The sequence below is a fragment of the Ruegeria sp. CDSC054 genome (genome assembly GCF_059610645.1).
Genome location: NZ_JBXWOA010000028.1, coordinates 1 through 17,243, shown reverse-complemented (window position 1 = coordinate 17,243; position 17,243 = coordinate 1). Strand labels below are relative to the sequence as shown.

Genomic DNA, 17,243 nt, shown 5'->3' with positions numbered 1-17,243 from the left:
TCATGTTGTCCGAGCGCCGGAATAAAGCCGCTGCGACGAAGTTCTTCGCCCGCGCGCTTGAGGTGAACGGTCTACCGCGCAAGATCGTCATCGACAAAAGTGGTGCCAATACAGCTGGCATCAAGGCGATCAACAAAATGCTCAAGAGCTTTGGTTGTCCAATCCCGATCGAGATGGTCAGGCGCAAATACCTCAATAACATCATTGAACAGGATCACCGATTTATCAAACGAAGGATCAGACCCATGCTGGGGTTCAAATCCTTCGCTTCAGCCGCATCTGTCCTGGCAGGCATAGAACTGGTCAACATGATCCGCAAAGGTCAATTCACGCCCGGACTCCGTCCGTTTCAGCAGTTCATCCAAATGGCGGGATAAACTGCTCGCCAAATCCACTGATGCTTTGCCATCTAAAAAGTTTGCGACAGAACCACACGGACAGCTTCTGGAAACGCGATTGATTAACCAAGTCGGCGCAGAAAGCGCTTTTGAAACCTAGCGCGTCACTTTTGTTATCTATTCCAATTGATTGATCGATTGCGCGAAAGTTATTTTCCTGAACCGAATTGTCCGCTTTGGTTTGCAAAACAGCCAATGGGCAGTTTAGTCCCGATGACGGCTTTGTCCGCAATGCGGTCGTACGAGCAACTAGCAGCAAATGGCCGCTTCGAGCCCAAATTGATCGATGCTGCGCGCCGAACGAATGGCAGCTATGCAGTCTTGCCCACAATTTCGAAGCCCGGTGCGTTCAGCCCCGCAGGTGAAGTTGTGAACACTTCGCATCCATCGGCTGTCACCCCCAACGAATGCTCAAACTGCGCCGACAGTAAGCGGTCTCTCGTCACTGCCGTCCAGTCATCAGATAACATTTTTACTTCGGGGCGCCCTAAGTTAATCATGGGTTCGACCGTGAATATCATCCCTTCGCGCAACTCCAAACCTTCGCCGGGGCGACCAAAGTTTAGGATGTTGGGGGAGTCATGGAAAACGCGCCCGATACCGTGGCCACAAAAATCACGGACAACTGAACATCGCTCGGATTGTGCATAGGACTGGATTGCAAATCCAATGTCACCCAAAGTTGCGCCAGGGTGAACCGCTTCAATTCCGCGCATCATCGCTTCATGAGCAACACTGACAAGACGCTTTGCCGCCCGCTTGGGTTGCCCCACCGCATACATTCGACTGGTATCGCCATACCAGCCGTCGAGGATGAGCGTGACATCGACGTTCACGATGTCGCCGTCGCGTAGTTTCTTCTCGCTCGGAAATCCGTGGCAAACAACATGATTGACCGATGTGCAGCAGGCGTATTTGTACCCTTTGTACCCCAGAGTCGCAGGGGTCGCATTGTGGGTGGCCGCAAAGTCGAGAACGAAGGTGTTAATCTCGGAGAGTTGCGCGTTCGTTTTGACAATGGCTGCAACGCCGTCGAGACATTTCGCGGTCAGCTGACCCGCCCGCCGCATACCCTCAAACGCGTCGGAGCCATAGAGCTTGATCGCTTCGGTTCTGCTGGCCTTGCCAATTGCGGGAGCGACCGGAACACTTATGTAGCAATCCTTCATTCATCTTTTCCTAGAAGTTTCGGTTGACGCCCCATGAGCCAAAGGTACAGCTTAAAGAAACCGACGGTATACGAATCATATACGTTTCATATATCAATCTTAAAGAGGAGACGTCCATGGGAATTGTGAAAATTGGCGATGCACTGCACGAAGATATCAGACGGGCAAGCACGGTGATGTGTCGGTCTATCAATGCTCAAGCCGAGTTCTGGATGAAAGTCGGGATGTTGGCCGAAACCAATCCGTCACTTTCATTCAGTGAAATAATGGCAAGGCAAATGAAGGATGCCGATGTGCAGTCGCCTGAGATTGAAGCCGCTTAAGCACCTGCACAGCATTAACCGTGCAGGTGGGACTCAATTAGCTTTTCCAAGCAGCAAGATTACGTTTCACGAACTCAGCAATAGATGTCGGTTTTTTGCCTGATAGTTCCAAAACGTGGTCAGTGACACGATCTTCGGAACCGCCCGCGATTGCAGCATCCATAGCGGCCAGCGTGGACGCGTACTCCGCCGGAAGGCCCATGTTTTCATGCCGCTCTGCAAGTTCATCGACAGTTAGTTTTTTGTGTACAACAGGACGGCTCAATTGTTCGCTTAGCGTCGCTGCGACCACATCATAGGAAATCGCTTCCGGGCCAGTCAGGATGTAATCGGTGTTTTCTACAGATGGCGCGACCAGCACCGATGCAGCTGTGGCGGCAATGTCATCTGCATCAATAAACCCGATGCGTCCCGAACCCGTGGCGGTGTAAATCGAAGATTGATCGCGGATCGGATCACGATGATGCAGTTCAGAAAAGTTCTGCATGAACCATGCGGGTCTCAGCACAACCCATTCGGGTGCGTTGCTCCTTAGCCAAGCATGAACTGCGCCCATCATCGGTCCGCCTTCTTCAAGCGAAGACCCGCTGAGCAGTACAAAGCGCGTGACGCCTGCCGTGAGCGCAGCTTCGAGACCGGGCTGCATTGCACCCAAGGAATCCACTGTATCGGTCGGTGCGACCAAATAGACGGCACTTACATTTTCGAATGCGTCACCAAAACTTGATGCGTCGGACCAATCGAACCGCACGGCATCTGCTTCCTTAGGGCTACGTGTTCCGATACGGGGCGCAAATCCCTTGGCACGTAGCCGTTCGACGGTGCGACGGCCCGTTTTGCCGGTTCCGCCGGTGACAAGAATAGACTTAGACATTGTGAAACTCCTCGAAATGGGACTTCAATTTCTCCGCGCTGCCAACCGCGCTCAGCAAGATCAGCGGGTTCCAGTAGTCGCGATAGTGGATGATGCTGCCATTCTCGACTCTAACAACCGAGATAAAATCCTGGTCATATCGCGCGCCTGTTTCGGCGTTCGCGGCCTTACAGGTGAACTCCAGAGTGAAAGTTTCGCCATCTGTTGATTTATGGGTGTTGACCAGGCTCATGGATTCAAAAGCGATCAACTCACCTGCTTTTGGCAGGTAGGCGAGTAACGCTTCGAGTCCACGCAACTCGCGAACGGCATCTTTGGGCGCGAATGGCATTTCGAACAGGATATCTTCGGCGCACATTTCGAAAAATTCTTCACCCGCCTCCGCAGTGATCACGTCGCCAAGTGCGAGACGCAGCATCGCGCCAAAGCTTGGGATTACATTTGTGTCAGTCATGTTTTTTCCTTTCTATCATAGCTTCTTGAGTTGGATGGAGTGTGAAAGTGGATCAGCCCTCGCTTCCGAACTGCATGATAATCACTCCGACAATTGACAGTAGGGCCCCGGCGACGCGGTACATGTCAGCCGGACGTTCGGCGTAACCAAGCAGGCCGTTTTGATCTAAGAACAGCGCCATCGTCATCTGCCCTGCAACAACTGCCGCGATGAAGGCTGCGGCCCCAAAACGCGGGATCAGAAGCATAGTCGCCATGACATAAACGACGCCAACCACACCGCCGATCCAAGCCCACGGGGGAACTAAAAGCAGTGATGCTCCGGTCGGCGGCGTTGGGCGCAACCATGCCAGCCCGATCATGAGGCAGACAAAGGACACCCCAAACGAAAGTAGTGTTGCCCATAATGGGTGGCCTGTCGCTCGGCTAAGCTCTGCATTCATCCCAGCATGGATCGGAATCAAAGCGCCACAGCATAGTGGCGCGAGCCAGAACAGGGCGACTTTCAGGTCCATTGTTGCTGCCTTTCGGAAAAAGTTATCGATAGGGTTGCGGCGTCGAGTTGATTGCGTCAAAGTGCGATGGAACACTACTGTTCCGACCTATATGGGAGAAGTAACGATGGAACGCAAGGGTTCCGACGTTGAGGTGGAGAAAAAGACACGCCGGAAACCGGCTGGCGCTGCTGTGCTACAGGACTCTGTTACGACTGCAATCTATCGAGCTTTGTTTGAGGAATGGGCGGAAACAGGATATTCTGCATTACATATGAAGAACATTGCTGCCCGCGCAGGCGTTGGAAAAGCCGCACTATATCGGCGCAGTAAATCCAAGTTTGAACTTGTGACCGAAGCAGTTGCCGCGACAGCGACCAGCATCACCCCCATACCAGACACAGGTTCATTTGCAGGCGACGTCACAGCATTGATACGAAAGCTTGCGGTCACTCTACGTCACCCACTTGTGAGACGGATTCTGCCGGACCTACATGCTGAAAACGCGCGTTCTGACGAGTTGAATGACTTGTTGGAGCGGGTCACGCTTGACCGTCGCACTCAGGCGAATGTGATGATCGACAGAGCAATAGCCCGCGAAGAGCTTCCAGAAGCAACAGATCGTGGATTGATATTGGATATGCTCATCGCCCCGCTGTATTGGCGTGTCATCGTGCAGCGTCGAACCGCAACTTCCGAGGATATCAATAGGTTCTCAAACATTGTCAGAGCGTTTGCCGAACAAGAAAACGCATCGGCCTGACGCCGGTGCGTTCCGTCTAAGGGTTGGGGGGGGCGAACCCTCCAACCCGTCCTTTGTGAAAGACTTGCTGTTTTACGCAGCCAAAGCGACAGAGTCCTTGCCCGCTGGAATGCGCAATGGGCTATCGGGATCAGTGACAGCGTTCCAAATTGCCTGCACAACATCTTCGGAGTAGGTGAACTCTTTGCCATCAGCATCGCGGAAAGCACCCATGACTTGCCCGACATAGGATTGATAGTCCTCGGGCGTGTCGTTTCTTTCTGCCATCAAAGCCATAGCGTTTGAGCCAAAGTTCGTTGTCGGAGCTTGGCCGGGCAAAACGATATGCGTCCGAATTCCCATGGGTTTGAGTTCCAGCGCGAGGCATTCGGTGAACGCATTCACCGCTGCTTTGCTTGCGGTGTAGACAGAAGCCAGCGGCAGGGGTTTGAGCGTCACGCTGGAAGACACGTTTACGATCACACCAGCGCCCTTTGCGCGCATCTGGGGCAACACGGCGCGGGTCATTTCCAATGTGCCAAATGTATTGGTATCGAAAATGCGTCGAAGATTTTCTTCAGATGTGCCTTCAAATGGGGACAACCAGCCAACACCAGCATTGTTGATTAATGCGTCTATGGGGCCAGCAGCCTCGACAGCATTGGCGATACTTTTGCGATCTGAGATGTTCAAGGGCAAAACACGTAAGCGCTCGGACGCAGGCAATAGCGTTTCATCTGGTGTTCGCATGGTCGCGACAACTGACCAGCCCATTTCAAGGAAGTAGCGGGCGGTATCCAAGCCAAAGCCTGACGAACATCCTGTAATCAGTACGGTATTCATAGCGGTGTCTCCTTTTTGGTGATGGGTCCAAGGTAGACGGTCGATGCTGGATGATCTATAATTCATAATCCAAAGATACTTATCGAAAGTCCAGAATTGACTGATCCATTCTCTGAAATCATCTCCCTGCTGCATCCGCAGGCGGCATATTCGAAACTGTCCCATGCGTCGGGCCCATTTCGAGTGCGCCGCGACGACGTGAACGAGGCGTTTTATGCCTCGGTTCTGTTCGGTCGTACCTGTCTGGAGATTGCCGAGAAAGAACCCATTGAACTGGCCGCTGGGGACTTTGTACTGATCCCTGCCGTCAAATCATTCACGTTTTCTAGCATTAATCCGCCACCACCTGACGATCAGCTCAATCATCCCGTCGAGGGCGAAGACGGTATTTTCAGAATTGGGCCACCGGACGCCCCGCCAGAGGTGCAACAACTCATAGGCCACTGCACCTTTGCCAGCCCAGATGCCGACTTGTTGGTCTCGCTTTTACCAGATTTGGTTGTCGTGCGTGGCGAGGGGCGGCTGGAGGCTTTGAGCGGGCTAGTGCGTGATGAAGCACGCGCGAACCGTCCGGCGCGGGATGTGATTGTCGAACACTTGTTGCAAGTGTTGTTAATCGAGGCTTTTCGATGTGGCACTGACCCCAACGCAACGGCTGGTCTGTTGCGCGGCCTTGCCGATTTGCGCATTGGCCCCGCCTTGCGGGCAATGCACGCCGCACCTGCGCACAATTGGACAGTTCCTGAACTTGCAAAAGAAGCTGGGCTGTCACGCTCTGCATTCTTTACACGGTTCGACTTGATTATGGGACGCCCTCCAATGGAGTATTTGATGAATTGGCGCATGACGTTGGCAAAACACATGCTGCGCACTGGCGGGCACAGTATCTCTGAGATCGCGACCAAAATAGGATACGGATCATCAAGTGCCTTCAGCACTGCATTTTCCCGCTACATTGGCCTTCCGCCAGCACGTTTTGCAAAAGAAATCGTGTTGGATGGGGCCTCGTTTTGAGGCCCCAAATACAGGAATGGTGTGCTATATGACGCCGCCGTTGGCACGGAGCGTTTGCCCATTGATCCAGCGGCCATCTGGACCAGCCAGAAAAGCAACAGTGGCAGCAATGTCTTCTGGCGTTCCAAGTCGCCCAAATGGGTTCATTTTCTTTATGGCTGCGACCACCCCGTCTGGTTTGCCCGTCAAGAAGAATTCGGTTTCGACGGGCCCGGGTGCCACAGCATTCACCGTGATGCCGCGTGGGCCAAGCTCTTTGGCGAGTACGTGTGTCATGGCCTCTACAGCCGCTTTGGTCGCGGCGTAAATGCCGTAAGATGGCTGATAAAGTCCAACAACGCTGGACGACATGCTGACAATACTACCGCCGTCTTCCAAGCGATTGGCCGCCTCTCGCATTCCGCGAAACACACCGCCGATGTTGATGGCGATTTGTGTGTCAAAGTCAGAATCGGATGAAGTGCCAAGTGGCCCTAGGCGCATGATTCCGGCGTTGTTGACCAATGTACTGACTGGGCCGAATTCCCGCTCGGCAGTATCAAATAGCTGTTTCATACCAGACGGTGCAGCAACATCGCTGTGGACCGCGATTGCTTGACCGCCACCTTTGCTGATCATTTCGACGGTCTGATTGGCACCAGCTTTATCGCTTGAGTAATTTACAACGATTGCGTGGCCGTCTTGCGCAAGGCGTTGAGCGATGGCTGCACCAATCCCCTTACTGGCACCAGTGATAATTGCGGTTTTGGATGGTTGTGTCATGTTAAGCTCCTTTGTGTTGTCAGAGGAGATAGGCAGGCATAATGTACAGATAATTCCCAGAAAGTTGGAATTAAAATTCGGAAATAGCGAACAATGATTGATCGACTTGAGACCCTGAAACTCTTCGTCAGAATTCTGGAACGCGGCAGCTTCACGAAGGCCGCTGCTGATTTGAACATTCCTAGATCAACCGCCAGTGAAGCAATCCAGCGACTTGAGCGCGATCTGGGGAGCCGATTGCTTGAACGCACAACCCGCCACATCGCGCCAACTCCAGATGGGGACGCCTTCTACCAAAGATGTGTGTCAATTCTGGCTGATCTGGAAGAAGCTGAAGGGGCTTTGCGCGGGCATGAACCATCCGGCCTTTTGCGCATTGACGCGCCCGGCACTTTGACACGGAAATTTTTACTACCGCACTTACCTGAATTTCTAACGAAATACCCAAAGCTCACGTTGCAGCTTGGACAGACAGAACGGCTGGTAAATCTGGTACGCGAAGGCGTTGATTGCGTCATCCGTGCAGGAGACCCAGAAGACAGCAGCATGATCTCACGACGCCTTGGCAGTATGGACGAAGTCACCTGCGCCAGCCCCGAATACCTTGCAGCATTCGGCGTACCAAAGTCTGTTGCAGATCTCGAAGGACATAAAATGGTTGGCTTTCTGTCATCGCGAACAGGCACTACAATGCCGTTAGAGTTCAGGACGGGCAAGCAGCTTGAAACGGTCATATTGCCAGCAACGGTGATTGCCAATGACGCAGATACTGTCCATCAATTGGCCCTAGATGGTTTTGGCCTTGCGCAAGCACCGATGTACCGGTTTTCCGAAGACCTTAAATCAGGACGGCTTGTAGAAGTCCTGCCAAAGGCACCGCCACCGCCAATCTCTTTGGCAGCCTATTATCCGCAAAACCGACAACTCTCACCGCGCGTTCGTGTTTTTTTAGATTGGGTTGTGAGCATATTCGACGAAGCAATATTTTAAATAATAACTAAGCCAAATCGAAAAGCAGCCACTCGCGCAGGCGCAGCGAAAGGCAGGAAAGTCCGCAAACCAGACTTTTAGTAGATTTCAGCGAACGTCCGCTGCCGTTCAATGCAGACCATCAGGCGAAAATTCTCGGAATGACCACCAACAATGACCGCTATCCGTTCCTAAGCCGTCATCTGACTGAAAGACTCAGATGACTGCCTCGAGCCCAAACTGAACTTTGCCTCTTGGCGCAGCATCCTCCGCAATGGGCGGGAAGTGGTCATTCGCTGCGCCCGAGGCCAAGGTCTGCTTTGCTGCGCAATGCCAACAATCGTCGCGGCCTAAAAGAAGTTCTCTAAGCACTGATATAATCGATGCTAAGCATTTCAAGCTGTATGCGAAACGGCGCCTCCACAAACGGTCACAGCGATGCGCGCATTTGCTAATTGGTTTTCCTCAATCGAAAACAGGTCCTGTTCGAGAATGGCAATGTCGGCCAGATATCCCGACTTCAGACGACCCTTTTGATCCTCGTTGAACTCCAGCCACGCATTGTCACGCGAATAAGCGGAAAGCGTGGCCATAAGGCTTTGACGGTTGTCCTGCCAGGGCGATGGCAGCTCATTGCAGCTTACCGCTCCGGCAATCGTCATCATTGTGTCGACGGGAACGACTGGCCAATCCGTCGAGAAACAAATCTTGGCGCCACTCTCGCGTATTTTGTTCCACGCGAACGCAAAAGGGATTTGCTCGGTTGTCAGAATGTCTCCAGCCGAATAGGGAGAAAACAATCCTCCTGCGGGTGAATGCAATGGTTGAAGAGAGGCAACGACGTCGAGGGCTGCCAGACGGGGCAGATCCAAGGGGTCTATCACCTCGATATGCTCGATCCGGTGTCTGGAATCCCGTGCGCCGTTGGCACTGCGCGCTGCCTCGTAACCGTCCAGCGTGCGCCGAACGGCACCGTCGCCAATTGCGTGCGTGCTGAGTTGCAACCCCATTGCATCAGCACGAATGCAGGCTTCGTTAAAGTGTTCGGCACTGAATACAGCATCGCCGAGGCTTTCCGGCTTGCCCGGATACGGCGCGAGCATCAGTGCTGTGTAGCTGTCCAGCACGCCATCCATGAACATCTTTACGCGCCCTGACCAAACCATATCCGACGCAAAGCGACGGCGCATTTCATCGGCCTCTTCCAACCGATCCAGGGGGTCGGTGTTCTTGAGGTGCATGGGCACCTGAACACGGATCGGAAGGCGCCCCTCGGCCTCAAGTTCACTCAGCAGCTCAAGTTGGTAGAAGTTGCCGTCCATATTGTGCAACCCCGTGATCCCGTGGGATGCGCAGTGCTTCAGGCCACGCAGTATGACTTCCTTGTCAAAGGCGCGTTCCTCTGGTGTTGCGGGTGGCACGGGGTCCGCTCCTGTAACATACCCCAGAAGATCGCGCCCTCCCAGTTGCGACAGGCGCAGGACAGAGCCAAAAGCACCGGTTTCGTTCAGTTGACCTTGTGCGGTACCATCCCCAGCCATCACGATTTCCGAACCGGGGGGAACGACGCCGCCGTAAAGAATGCCCGCCTTTTCCAAGGCAATTGTGTTTGCCCAGACGGTGTGGTGGTCGGCCGACATTAACGCAACCGGGCGCTCGGACAGGATGCGATCCAGATCTTGCCGTGTCGTTGTGACGCCGGGGCCAAGAATTTCGTAGTTGGCGGCGACCCCCATAAGCAAAGGTTCGTCGGGGTGCTCGGCCGCAAAGGCTCGCAATGCGTTTGTCAGAGCATCCGCGCCCGTCGTTTTGCGCAGGTCCAACATGCCCAACTCGGCCGCTCCACCGAAAAGGTGGACATGGCTATCAATAAAGCCAGGCATGACGGTGCCGCCCGCAGCGTCGATGATTTTGGTTCCATTCCCAGCCAGAGTACGGATGTCGTCGGTGTTTCCAACAGCCACAATTATGCCGCCCTGAATTGCCAGGGCCGAAGCCTTCGGCGTGGAGTCGTCAAAGGTCAGGAGAGAACCGTTGAGGATGATCAGATCAGGTGTTGGCGACATGCGGCCTCTTGTGTCTGTGATGGTTTGAACTACTCAAGCGCGCGAATGATTGCCTCGCAGGCACGCACGGCATCGTGGCTAAAGGACTGGATCAGATAGTCGGGCCAGCTGGAAAGCTTGACGATAACCACGTCCGCGGTCAGGTCAATGAAGATCAGTTGACCAAAAACTCCGCGCGCCATGAACACGCCGCGCCTCGGGTCGTGAACCCACCAGAACCTTCGGTATGCCCCTTGAGGGGACAGCACGTCATACGGGTCACCGTGCTTTGAAGGGTCCGCTCCCGAACAAATCCCCGAAACCCAGCTTTCCGGCACTACTTGTCGGTCACCGACCTTGCCACCATCAGCCATCATGCGGCCAAAGCGGGCATAGTCCCGAAGAGTTGCGTTGAACCCGCCGTCAGCGAGTGCTGTCTTGGCGTCGTCTACGGTGAAAAAGCCCGTATGCACGCAGCCAATCTTTTGCCAGATCCGGTTGGACAAGAGCGAAGCAAGGTCTTCGCCGCTCACACGTTCCAAGGCCCAGGCGATGACATCCGTCTCAATCGAGCGGTAAGAAAAAGCCTGCCCATGGGGTCTTTCCCGGGGCAAAGTTAGAATAACATCCCGAATGGTAGGTTTGATTTCTCCCTTGCGAACCGGGCGCCAGCCCGACGCCACATCAACGCGTGTCATGTCACTATCCGGAAAGCCATAATCCTCGGTAAAGCGCACGCCGGATTGCATATCGAGCGCCTGATCCACAGTGCATCCGGCATAGCCGGTCCCAGCAAGTTCCGGTACGATATTGTCAAGCGGCTCCGAGAGGTCCAGCTTGCCTTCACCGTGAAGCACACCGGCCAGAGAGCCGATCAGGGATTTGGAGACAGATTGCCCCAAATGTGCGGTGTCCGGAGTAAAGTCGTTGGCATATATCTCGGTTAAAAGCCGGATGCCTTTCGACACTAGGAAGCCATCCGTGTAGCTCTCAGTCAGCCAGTTCCCGACCGATAGTTGGCGGTCGTCAAAGGTCTGAAACTCCGTATCCAGCAGGTCACGGGGCGCCTGTATCAGTTCTCGGGCATTCGGGCCCGGACGAACATCGACCGTGGGAAACAGACTACGCATGTTCTGGAAGGTCCAGCGGTTGAACGGGGCGAGGTCCCAGTTCTCGAGAGACGGGCGTTTCTCAGGCGGGGGCGGGAAACCCTGCATGATGCCGATCTCACGCGCTGTTTTGGGCCTCGTGCCGGATTTGCTGTTTTGCATTTTCCATGCTCCCGCAAGGCGACCCTAACAGGGGGCGCAGTCAGGTTAAAAAAGCTTTGGAAGGGGTCGGCCCGACCAGAGATAGGCCGACCACAGGTGACTTTTAAATTTATTGCTTAAGGCGGGTCCAAACCTTGTTGTACAGGTCCACAACGTCTTGGTCGCAAGGCTTCACAAAGTCGGGTACCGGCGCCCCTGCAGGCATCACGATTTCAGGCGCGTCGAGCATCTCGGCATCCATGAATGCCTCGGAACCTTTGATCCCGTTGGCATAACGCGCAAAGTTCGAGGTCATTGCAGCGTTTTCCGGGTCCATCATGAAGTTCACGAAGAGCTTTGCGTTTTCCATGTTGGGCGCGTCGGCAAGAACCGCGACGTTATCCATCCATCCGGTGAACCCCTCCTTTGGATAGGCGTACTGCAATGTCGGGCGATCCGCCCGGGCGCGCATGGCCGCGCCGTTCCAGCTTTGCGACAAGTCCACATCTTTCGATGTTAGCTTTTCGATCACCGCATAATCCATGGTGCGCCAGTCACCCTTGGCATTTTCGAGCAGTGCCATCAGCTCTTTCATCTGATCGGGATTGGAGTTGCAGCGCGGATAGCCTAGGTAGCGCAGGCCGGCGTTGATCACATCATTCATGTCATTCAGCATGTTGATACGGCCCTTAAGCTCTTCGGGCGTATCGAAGATCAGGCCAAGCGTGTCTATATCACCGCTGTAGACCGCGCTGTCGACCGTAAAGCTGGTCGTACCCCACTGATATGGGACCGAATACTTGCGACCCGGATCCCAGTATACATCAACCCAGTTCGGGTCCATGTTCTTGAAGTTGTCCATTTCGGAGGCGTTGATCTCGGCCAGTAAGCCTTCGCCTACCATGATCGCGATCATGTAGTCGCCAGGAACAACAACATCATAGCCGGTGTTGCCCTCTTTGACCTTGGCCAGCATGGTTTCATTGCTGTCATAGCTGTCCAGCGTGACCTCAATATCGTATTGGGCTTCGAATTTCTCGATCATCTCTGGGTTGGTGTAGTTTCCCCAGTTATAGATGTTCAGTTTGCCTTCGGCATGCGCTCCTGCCGCGCTGAGCGCCAGGGCCGAGATGGCTGCGGCTTTGAGAAGAGTGTATTTCATTTTGTCCTCCGTTGAGATTGATGGCGTCCCGCAGCAGCGCGGGCTTCTTGTTATTTTCGTTTGCGTTGCAGAAAGAAGGTCAGGGCGACCATGACTATGGTCACTCCGATGAGGATGGTCGAAACGGCGTTGACCTCTGGCGTTACGCCGCGACGGATTTGGCCCAGAATATAGATGGGCAAGGTGGTTTCACCCGGTCCGGCCACCAGAAGCGTGATAATGACGTCGTCAAGAGAGACTACAAAGGCCAGCATCGCCCCCGCCATAACACCGGGCATCAAAAGAGGCAGCGTCACATAGCGGAATGTCTGCCAGGGCGTCGCGTACAAATCGGCGGCGGCGGCTTCGTAAGTGACGGACAAATCTGACAAACGTGCGCGGATCGGCATGTAAGCAAAGGGCACGCAGAAAACTGTGTGGGCGAGGATCAGCCAGCCAATCCCGGTAACACCCGTGAGCTGGCGCAGGATCGAAAAGAAGGCCAGCGTCGCAATCGCCGTGACGATCTCGGGGATCATCAGGGGCTGGTTTATGAGCGCAATAGCCGCAGAACGGCCGCGATACACATCGCCGCGCGTTGTCGCCAGTGCAGCCATTGTGGCAATGATGGTGGAAAACATGGTCGCGGTGAGAGCAACCTGTACCGAGATCATTGCCGACCGTCGGATGTCATCGTTTTCCAAGGCCGCCGCGTACCAGCGCAAGCTGAACTCGGTCCAGCGCACAACAGAGCGGTTATCGTTGAACGAGAACACGATCAGGACGGCAATCGGTGCGTAGAGGAACAACAGAACCAGCCAGGACATGCCGGTGAACAGGGGTTGCCGGCGTAGTTCGCGCGCGTCTGTCGACGGCCGGAAGAGTGACGACAGTTTAGCCATGTCCACTCTCCTTCGAAGCACCTGCCCGCAAGCTGACAAGAAGCGCGATTAACACGACTGCCATCAGGATCAGTGCAGCAGCGGCGCCAAAGGGCCAGTTGCGGCCCGAACCGAACTGCAGGGCAATCAGGTTGCCGATCATCAGTTTCTTGCCACCGCCGAGCAGTTCCGGCGTGATGTAGGCCCCAAGCGCCGGGATCAGCACTAGAACGCAGCCCGCGACAATGCCCGGACGGGTAATCGGTATAATGATGTGGCGGAACACCTGCGTGCGTGTGGCATAGAGATCATGCCCTGCCTCAAGCAGCGAAAAGTCGAACTTCTCCAGCGAGGCATAGATCGGGAGGATCATGAAAGGCAGGTAGCTGTAGACCAGCCCGGCCAGTACCGCGCCATCTGTGTACAACATCTCGATCGGCTCGCTGATCAGGCCGATGTTCATCAGCGTCAGGTTCACAAAACCCTCGTCTCGTACGATCAGAAGCATCGAGTACGTACGGATCAACAGGTTCGTCCAAAACGGCAGAGTGATGGCGAACAGCCAGAAATTGCGTTGTTCCTGCGGACGGGCCGCAATGAAGTAAGCAACAGGAAACCCAAGGATCAGGGTTCCAATCATAGTGGTGATAGCAAGACCAAAGGAACGCCCGAAGATCTGAAGATAGGCGCTGTTAAAGGTCAGCGTGTCATCAAAAATATCCCGCTCGAACAGGAACTGCACATAGGCGTCGTAAGAGAACGTCCATTCAACGCCGCCATAAGTCCCGGGTTCAAGGAACGAGTAAACCAGGGCGATAGAGAGCGGGAACAGTCCAAAGATACCGATAATCCCGAGCGCCGGGGCCAGCAGGAAAAGCCGCGTTCTGCGTCTTTGAAGCGCGCGCTCGGCCTGCGCCGCAAGCAATCTCGACGCGGCGTCCGGCTGCGGGATATGTGCAACGCCGGCCATCAGTCTTCCAGCACATGCAGCATGGAGGTGTCACATTCGAGCCCGACGCGCGATCCGACGGGGCGCGGAGTGGAAACCTGGACGTGAACACTGACACCATCTTCCAGCCGCACAAGCATTTGCGACCCAGCCCCGAAATAGGTGCTGTCCACGACCTCGCCACGCAAGAGCGCTGTTTCGGCACTCTCCTCGACCACACGGATCGTTTCGGGGCGCAGAGCGACATGTACGGGGCCCGGTTCGAGCAAGGTGCTGGCAGCGTGAATCGTGAGTGGTTTGCCTTCGCCCAACCGGATTTTTGCCACGTCTCCGTCAAAGCCAAGCAAAGTAGCGTTTACGATGTTGGTGTCCCCGATAAAATCCGCGACGAACCTGCTTTTCGGGGCTGTGTAAATCTCTTCCGGTGTGCCGACCTGACGTACCGAGCCTGCCGACATCACAGCGATCCGGTCCGACATCGCCAGTGCTTCCCCTTGGTCATGCGTGACAAAAACAAACGTAATGCCTGTCTCATGCTGCAGTCGCTTCAACTCGCTCTGCATTCCTTTACGAAGTTTCAGGTCTAGAGCAGAAAGGGGTTCGTCCAGCAGCAGAACCTTTGGGCGCGGCGCCAGTGCGCGCGCCAAAGCCACGCGCTGCTGCTGCCCGCCTGACAATTGATCAACCCGGCGCGTTGCAAACTCGCCCAGCTGTACCAGGTCCAGCATCTCGGTGATGGTGCCGTCTATCTCGGCTTTCGGCCTTTTCAGCATCTCAAGGCCAAACCCGACATTGCGGGCCACACTCATGTGCGGAAACAGGGCGTAGTTCTGAAACACCGTGTTCACGGGCCGATTGTTGGGTGCCAGATGGCCAATCGACTCACCGTCCAGCGCTATTTCGCCTTCGCTTGGAAGCTCGAACCCGGCGATCAGCCGCAGTAGTGTCGTCTTGCCACAACCTGACGGGCCCAAAAGCGTGAAAAAGCTTCCTTCGGGAATGGTCAGCGACACGTCCCCCAGAGCCGTCACGGCCGCCTGACCTTCGCCAAAGCGTTTTGTCACATTCTTTACGTCGATCATGGTCTGATCCGGACACCCGCACTTGTTGATTTGTAGAATCAGCTTAGAGCCGGGAGACTTACCCTGTGAATACCTCCAAAGGGCGGTGTGATTTGTACCCCCAAAGGGGTACGACTAATCGTTCGCCGAATGCAGAAACATTGAAAACAGGGCAGACTGGGAAGATATACGCAGCTTTCTATAGATGTTCTTGCGATGCACTTTGATCGTCGCCGGGGAAACATCAAGCAAAAGCGCAATGGACTGCGTCGAGTGCCCGCGCAAAAGGAACTGCACGACCTCGATCTCCCGCTGTGTCAAACCTTTGCAAACCTTGTCGATGACCCCGTCGAAATCGACCTCGCTCTCGTCGAGTCGGCCTGAGGAGGGGTTGCGATGGAAGTGCTGCTCGCAAAGCGCCGATATGATCGGGTGCAAGTCTGTCAACCGTTCGACATCCCGCCGCGTGAACCGGGTTTTTCCCTCGGAAGGACCGAGAGAGAGAAACAAGGTGCCGTTTGCTATTGCTACAAACACCCCGATCTCGTCCGTCAGAAACAGGGATTTGTAGTAGATCCGAAAGTAGTCGGAATTGGCAAACCTGTCCGGTGTTACGTCTCTTAGTACCATCACTGGTTCGTGGCGTTCACCAATGAAACGAACAACAAACGGGTCCAGCAGCCAGGCGCGATCAAGCCATCGGTCGACAACAACCGAGCGACGTTCCGAACGCACATTGTCATAGACATGTTCGGGCGCTTTTCCCGGGTTCAAAAGGCTGACAAACGCGCCCTTGAACGAAGCTGCCTCGCGCATGAGGTTCAACAATTCCGGCATAAAACTAGATGTGCCTACAGCCCTGATCGCCCCGGCGACTTCTTCCGCGTAAGTTGGCTTTTCGGACTTTCCCAAGTATCCCACCTGGCTAAAGGGCGTTTCCTGCCCAATGTGGCTAGCCGGATTTAACTTGGCAACCTTTTCGCGCAGCTATCAGCCGGGAGAGGCGTTTTTTCGCATAGACTTGCTGAATCAAAGCTCAAAACCTATTCCGATACAAGATTTCAAATGTTGGAGAAGCGGAAGAACAATTACTTTAAACTAAATCTCTTTAAAGGCTTAACCTAATGATTAGCCGTCCGCTGACAATCTTACGCCAGTTCTGAAGAACTCTTTTTCGCCGCAAAGCATCGTGTTGCGGCTGAAACCAGTATGCTCGACGGAACCATGAACTAAAATCCTAGTATATCCAATCCGAGATTGCCGACTGTGCCAGCGTACCCGACCAGAGAGGCTTTTTCCTGTCGCTGGAGACGAACGCTCCACTATCAAAAGCTCACTTTGTGTTCGAAGCTGCCTTTCGCTGTCAATTGCACAAAAGACTGCTTTGGGCCGGGAGTTGTCGGTGACCTTTCAGCGATCAATGGCAGCATTGTCCGCTTCTTGCCTATTCAAACGTGGTGCAGCGAAAGCCCGGAATGTCCAACGATAAGAGTCCGTCCCAATCGGAACAGACCCCACATTACTCCAACCCGGTGGTCTCGCTGTTCCCGGCAACACATTCACCAGCGCGAACAATAATCTATAATGTCTTCCGTCGTTAAAGGCTGTGACCATCATCTTCATGAACGTGGGTGGCCTGTTCGCGGGTATGGGCAATCTCCTGCACCACAGCGGCAATCTTGCTGGATGAAACCTGGTGCAGCTCACCGACAACGGCCTCGGCGCGCTCGTAGCTGTCTGGTACGCCTTGGCTGTTAAAGTGGGCGGCAGCGGTGGAAATATCCGCGTCTTTCCAAGTGGATCTGTTGCAAACTTTTGACCATTGACCTTTGTGGTGCTAGCGCCTGGGTAGCGAACGGCATTACCCAGTTGAAG

18 protein-coding genes are annotated in these 17,243 nt (G+C 54.5%); 5 read left to right on the top strand and 13 right to left on the bottom strand.

Features of this window, described 5'->3' with window-relative positions; translation table 11 throughout:
- Positions 1 to 377: DDE-type integrase/transposase/recombinase (locus AC2FGC_RS23810; protein ID WP_496783630.1), on the top strand; the 377-nt coding region annotated here is incomplete at its 5' end.
- Between the two features lie 332 nt (positions 378 to 709).
- On the opposite strand, the gene map is transcribed toward AC2FGC_RS23810, so the two are convergent.
- A complete protein-coding gene (gene map / locus AC2FGC_RS23805) occupies positions 710 to 1,567 on the bottom strand; it encodes a type I methionyl aminopeptidase (RefSeq protein WP_496783628.1) in 858 nt (285 codons plus the stop codon).
- Between the two features lie 116 nt (positions 1,568 to 1,683).
- Between map and AC2FGC_RS23800 the strand changes: the two genes are divergently transcribed.
- Positions 1,684 to 1,890 (top strand): ParD-like family protein, encoded by a 207-nt coding sequence (locus AC2FGC_RS23800; protein ID WP_496778151.1) that lies wholly within the window; start codon positions 1,684 to 1,686, stop codon positions 1,888 to 1,890.
- A 37-nt stretch (positions 1,891 to 1,927) separates the two neighbouring features.
- Here AC2FGC_RS23800 and AC2FGC_RS23795 read toward each other — a convergent pair whose 3' ends face one another.
- The 3 genes from AC2FGC_RS23795 to AC2FGC_RS23785 are packed head-to-tail and all read right to left on the bottom strand — an operon-like array spanning position 1,928 to position 3,732.
- Complete coding sequence (locus tag AC2FGC_RS23795) at positions 1,928 to 2,764, bottom strand: ergot alkaloid biosynthesis protein (RefSeq protein WP_496778153.1); 837 nt, start codon at positions 2,762 to 2,764, stop codon at positions 1,928 to 1,930.
- Complete coding sequence (locus AC2FGC_RS23790) at positions 2,757 to 3,218, bottom strand: nuclear transport factor 2 family protein (protein ID WP_496778155.1); 462 nt, start codon at positions 3,216 to 3,218, stop codon at positions 2,757 to 2,759. The genes AC2FGC_RS23795 and AC2FGC_RS23790 overlap by 8 nt, the downstream gene beginning before the upstream one ends.
- Before the next feature lie 52 nt (positions 3,219 to 3,270).
- The gene (locus AC2FGC_RS23785; RefSeq protein WP_496778157.1) at positions 3,271 to 3,732 is read right to left on the bottom strand and encodes a DMT family transporter; all 462 of its coding nucleotides are present in this window, start codon (positions 3,730 to 3,732) and stop codon (positions 3,271 to 3,273) included.
- A gap of 106 nt (positions 3,733 to 3,838) precedes the next feature.
- Here AC2FGC_RS23785 and AC2FGC_RS23780 point away from each other — a divergent pair, with 106 nt between their 5' ends.
- Positions 3,839 to 4,474 (top strand): TetR/AcrR family transcriptional regulator, encoded by a 636-nt coding sequence (locus AC2FGC_RS23780; protein ID WP_282027293.1) that lies wholly within the window; start codon positions 3,839 to 3,841, stop codon positions 4,472 to 4,474.
- 72 nt (positions 4,475 to 4,546) lie between these two features.
- On the opposite strand, the gene AC2FGC_RS23775 is transcribed toward AC2FGC_RS23780, so the two are convergent.
- Positions 4,547 to 5,296 (bottom strand): SDR family oxidoreductase, encoded by a 750-nt coding sequence (locus tag AC2FGC_RS23775; protein WP_282027294.1) that lies wholly within the window; start codon positions 5,294 to 5,296, stop codon positions 4,547 to 4,549.
- A 96-nt stretch (positions 5,297 to 5,392) separates the two neighbouring features.
- On the opposite strand from AC2FGC_RS23775, the gene AC2FGC_RS23770 reads away from it, so the two are divergent.
- Positions 5,393 to 6,310 carry an AraC family transcriptional regulator gene (locus AC2FGC_RS23770; protein ID WP_496778158.1) on the top strand — a complete coding sequence of 306 codons (918 nt, stop codon included), beginning with the start codon at positions 5,393 to 5,395 and terminating at the stop codon, positions 6,308 to 6,310.
- 24 nt (positions 6,311 to 6,334) lie between these two features.
- Here AC2FGC_RS23770 and AC2FGC_RS23765 read toward each other — a convergent pair whose 3' ends face one another.
- Positions 6,335 to 7,072, bottom strand: a complete 738-nt coding sequence (locus AC2FGC_RS23765) for an SDR family oxidoreductase (RefSeq protein WP_496778161.1) — start codon at positions 7,070 to 7,072, stop codon at positions 6,335 to 6,337.
- 93 nt (positions 7,073 to 7,165) lie between these two features.
- Between AC2FGC_RS23765 and AC2FGC_RS23760 the strand changes: the two genes are divergently transcribed.
- Positions 7,166 to 8,062: a LysR family transcriptional regulator gene (locus AC2FGC_RS23760; RefSeq protein ID WP_496783626.1), complete on the top strand. Its 897-nt coding sequence runs from the start codon at positions 7,166 to 7,168 to the stop codon at positions 8,060 to 8,062.
- A gap of 374 nt (positions 8,063 to 8,436) precedes the next feature.
- Here the strand turns inward: AC2FGC_RS23760 and AC2FGC_RS23755 are convergent, their stop codons facing one another.
- The 7 genes from AC2FGC_RS23755 to AC2FGC_RS23725 all read right to left on the bottom strand — a co-directional run bounded on the left by AC2FGC_RS23755 (position 8,437) and on the right by AC2FGC_RS23725 (position 16,280).
- Entirely contained in the window at positions 8,437 to 10,107 is a 1,671-nt protein-coding gene (locus AC2FGC_RS23755; RefSeq protein WP_170542881.1) for an amidohydrolase, read from the bottom strand.
- Between the two features lie 29 nt (positions 10,108 to 10,136).
- Positions 10,137 to 11,357, bottom strand: coding sequence for a serine hydrolase domain-containing protein (locus AC2FGC_RS23750; RefSeq protein ID WP_496783623.1), 1,221 nt, complete (start codon positions 11,355 to 11,357; stop codon positions 10,137 to 10,139).
- Positions 11,358 to 11,466: 109 nt separating this feature from the next.
- Positions 11,467 to 12,498, bottom strand: a complete 1,032-nt coding sequence (locus AC2FGC_RS23745; RefSeq protein ID WP_170542877.1) for an extracellular solute-binding protein — start codon at positions 12,496 to 12,498, stop codon at positions 11,467 to 11,469.
- Between the two features lie 50 nt (positions 12,499 to 12,548).
- Positions 12,549 to 13,379: an ABC transporter permease gene (locus AC2FGC_RS23740; protein WP_170542875.1), complete on the bottom strand. Its 831-nt coding sequence runs from the start codon at positions 13,377 to 13,379 to the stop codon at positions 12,549 to 12,551.
- Positions 13,372 to 14,328, bottom strand: coding sequence for an ABC transporter permease (locus tag AC2FGC_RS23735; protein WP_170542873.1), 957 nt, complete (start codon positions 14,326 to 14,328; stop codon positions 13,372 to 13,374). Before AC2FGC_RS23735 ends, AC2FGC_RS23740 begins: the two co-directional genes overlap by 8 nt.
- Positions 14,328 to 15,389: an ABC transporter ATP-binding protein gene (locus AC2FGC_RS23730; RefSeq protein ID WP_170542871.1), complete on the bottom strand. Its 1,062-nt coding sequence runs from the start codon at positions 15,387 to 15,389 to the stop codon at positions 14,328 to 14,330. Before AC2FGC_RS23730 ends, AC2FGC_RS23735 begins: the two co-directional genes overlap by 1 nt.
- A 114-nt stretch (positions 15,390 to 15,503) precedes the next feature.
- Positions 15,504 to 16,280 carry a helix-turn-helix transcriptional regulator gene (locus AC2FGC_RS23725; RefSeq protein WP_496716024.1) on the bottom strand — a complete coding sequence of 259 codons (777 nt, stop codon included), beginning with the start codon at positions 16,278 to 16,280 and terminating at the stop codon, positions 15,504 to 15,506.
- Positions 16,281 to 17,243 lie beyond the last annotated feature (963 nt).